Source organism: Finegoldia magna (assembly GCF_018371055.1).
In the GTDB taxonomy this organism is placed as follows: Bacteria; Bacillota; Clostridia; order Tissierellales; family Peptoniphilaceae; genus Finegoldia; species Finegoldia magna_I.
This window is the reverse complement of record NZ_JAGYZD010000178.1, coordinates 1-3559: the sequence shown is the minus strand read 5'-3', so window position 1 is coordinate 3559 and position 3559 is coordinate 1. Positions and strand designations below refer to the sequence as shown.

At 31.5% G+C, this 3559-nt stretch carries 2 protein-coding genes; both read right to left on the bottom strand.

Annotated features, from left to right (window positions below; translation table 11 throughout):
* Positions 1-138: 138 nt before the first annotated feature.
* On the bottom strand, positions 139-1785 hold the full coding sequence (locus KHW44_RS07495; protein ID WP_304067900.1) for a cell wall-binding repeat-containing protein: 1647 nt from the start codon (positions 1783-1785) through the stop codon (positions 139-141).
* A 454-nt stretch (positions 1786-2239) separates the two neighbouring features.
* The coding region (locus KHW44_RS07490) for a cell wall-binding repeat-containing protein (protein ID WP_304067896.1) at positions 2240-3559 on the bottom strand (1320 nt) is incomplete at its 5' end.

Here is a 3559-nt window from a genome sequence, read left to right as displayed (position 1 = left end):
CTTGGTGATTTTTTTGGTATAACCTAAGAACGCCTACCCGCATAGCGGGTAGTTTATTGTTTCGTTCGCAAGCGAACTCAACTGACTAAAGTCATCAATCAAAAAAGCAATGATTCATAGGAATCATTGCTTTTGAATTTAACCTAATAATCTTCTTGCTGTAACGAATGTTCTTCGGTAATAGCTGGAGTTGATATCTGATAAGATAACTCCTGTTGATGGTGTAGAAGCGTGGATTAATTTGTTGTTACCAACGTAAATTCCAACGTGACTTATTCCGCCACCACCTGTTGCAAAGAACATCAAATCGCCTTTTTTCAAGTTTGATTTGGAAACTTTGTGTCCATAAGAAACTTGTGCTCTTGAACTTGGGCTTATAGAAATTCCGTAAGCTTGTCTGTATAGGTAAGATGTAAGTCCTGAGCAGTCAAATGATCTAGGGCCGTGAGTTCCCCAAACATAAGGCTTACCTAATTGTTTGTAAGCAAGACTTACGATTTTGTCTAATTTACTAGTTTCTTTTTTAGGTTGTTTTTTAGGCACATTTACTAATGCATCTACTTTTGGTTTTGCTTGTAGTGATTTACCAGCTAACAAATCTTTAATTCCATTTACTACGAAATTATCGATAGTGTTTTTTCCACCAAATACCATTGTGTACATGATATTTGATTTGTTTTGTCTGAAGAAAGATTCCACAGAGTTTGACTTTTGTTCTTGTGTTTTGTAATCTTCGTTTCTTGGAACGTCCATCTTCTTAACCAAAACAATTGGTGCGTTGTATTTTTGAGCTACAGGAGATGCAGCAAGTACATCTACAAATTTTTCTCCACTAGCTACGATTGTTCTTTCAGAATTTACACCGACTTGTTTTGCAACTTTTACAGATGTTTGGTATCTGTCAGATCCTGCAATTCTAGTAACTTTTGCAAGTTTTGAAAGTTCTTTTTCAACAGTCTTTGAAACTGAATTTACTCCACCTACTATAGTGATATCTCCTAAAAGGCCTTTTTTGCTGAAAGAATTTAAGTATTCTTTGATTGATTTTGGCACTTCATTCTTTTTAACTAAAAGAACTGGAGCGTTCTTTTTCTTAGCTAAAGAAGTTGAAGAAATAGAATCTGCAAAGTTTTCACCAGATGCGATAACTACGTTTTGTTTTTTGTTAGAAACTGGGTGAGATGTAGTAGCTGATTTTGCATTTACATCGTATCTGTCTTTGCCTTTAACTCTGATGACTTCAATTCCCAAACCATTTAATTCTTTAACTACTTTTGAACTAATAGTTTTTTCGCCACCAGTTATGTAGACTTTTTTGACACCTTTCAAAGCTTCTTTTGTCAAGTTGTCTAGTTTGTTGGAATCAGTGTAAAGAATAGGTGATTTACCATTTGAAATGTTTGTTGCACTGATTGAATCCGAAAATTCGTTTGAATTCACAACTACAGCAGTGTCTGCGTTTTTGAATTCTTTTTCTTTGATTTTCTTAGCTGTTTCAAATCTGTTTTTCGCGTCAATTCTTTCTGTTTTTGCACTTTTTTGTGATTTGACTTCAGCTTCTTTTTTTTCTGTATTATTTTGATTTTTATTAGATATTACTTTATTATTTTCATCTAGCTTTACTTGTATTTTGATTGCTGTTTCAGTTTTACTTGAATTATCTAATATAGCTTTAACGTTTGTTTCTGACTTGTTATTTTCATTATCTGCAAATGAAACATTTGCTCCCAAAGATAATGATACAGCCAAAGTCATAACAAGAAGTGGCTTCTTAAAATTATTCATGTATCCTCCTAATATACTTCAATGAGCTAATTTTAATTGCTCATTATTTTTGTAACCAATTTGTAACTTATTCAAATTACTCTAATAGTTTACAAGAATTTTTCATAACTTTCAAACAAATTTGACATTTATTAGTTTAATTTGCACAATGTGCTAGATTTTATGTAAAATTTGCTTAAAACTATTTACAAATTGAAAAATTTGTGAATTACTTGAAAATCATACTTCCCATAAATTAGGGAATAGTTTGTAACCAATTTGTAACTTTTAAGGGAAAATATAAAATGCGCTACTCAAAAGTTTAATTATTTAAAAAATGTAACAATTGCTGGTTTTTATGAAAAATAGCTTAAAATTTATTTGGTAACGACTGAAAACTGACATTATTTCTCAAAATAATTGTAAAAAATTACATAAAAAAAAGCACTGATACATCAGTGCTTAGTAGTTTATATTATAAGATGTAGATTTTGACGTTTCTAACTCCCCAGTTACGAGATTGAGCTTTTGTATCCATAACTACATCAATTTTATTTCCTTTAATAGCTCCACCAGTGTCTTCTGCTGTAGCGAATCCGTATCCTTCTACATATACTCTTGTTCTTAAAGGAATAACTCTTGGGTCTACTGCGATAATACCACGTCTAATTTTAGTTCCGATAGCTGTTACATTCCATCCACCGTTTTCTCGAGGATCAGAAGTGTAAGCTGTGGATCTTACTGTAAATACTCTTTTTGCTTTTGCAAGTTGAGCTTGTAATGAATCTACAGGTTTTTTAACCTTTTTAGATTTTTCAGTTGTACTTTTTCTTAGTTCAGCTTTTTCTTTTTTGTATAATGCATCTGCTTTTGGCGCAGTTTTAAGATTTTTACCTGCTAACAAATCAGATATTGATGATGATACGAAATCGTGTATGGAATGATTTCCTTCACAAACTATAACTTGGTCTATGGATTTGTTATTCTTGAAGAATGCTTCCATAGTAGAGCTTTTGTCGTTTGAAGAATAATCTTTTGTTCTTGTTACATCGTTAGGTTTCGTCAATATTAAAGAAGCATTTAACTTAGTGGCAACAGGTGACATTAATAAAGCATCATTGTAACCATTACCTTCAGCTACGATTACTCTTTTTGCGTTAGGGTTAACTTGTTTTGCAACTTTTACGTTAGTAGTGTATCTATCGCGACCAGCAATCCTACTTACATTATTGCTAAAAGTTCTTAAGTAAGATTCTACTTGTTGAGATACTGATAAGTTACCACCAACGATTGTTATACTTCCTATAGCATTGTTTCTCTTTAAAGATAACAAATAACCTTTTATAGATGTAGGAACTTCATTTTTTCTAACGAAAAGTATAGGAGCTTTTTTGTTTTGAGCTAAAATAGCAGATGATATAGCGTCACTATGATTTTCGCCTGAAGTTATAAGTATATTTGTTTTTTGTTTTGTATTTGGATTATGTGTTTTTGCTGCAACTTTAGAATTAACTTCGTATCTATCATGTCCAGCAATTCTTTCAACAATTATTCCCAAATTTTTAAGTTGATTTACTACAGAATTGCTAATGGATTTTTCTCCACCTAAAATGTAAACTTTTTTAGGTTTGTTAGCTTTTAGGTTTGCCAATGTTTTACTATCTAAAGAGGATTGGTTAGTAAATAATATTGGAGTGTTACCTCTTGATAGTGAAACAGCAGATAGTGAATCTACAAATGTTGAGCTATTTGTCAAAATAACTGTATTTGATTTTGAAAAATATTCATTTCTTAT

Excerpts from the sequence above, each read along its gene's own strand:
- KHW44_RS07495 (WP_304067900.1), bottom strand. The coding sequence starts at position 1,785 with ATGAATAATTTTAAGAAGCCACTTCTTGTTATGACTTTGGCTGTATCA.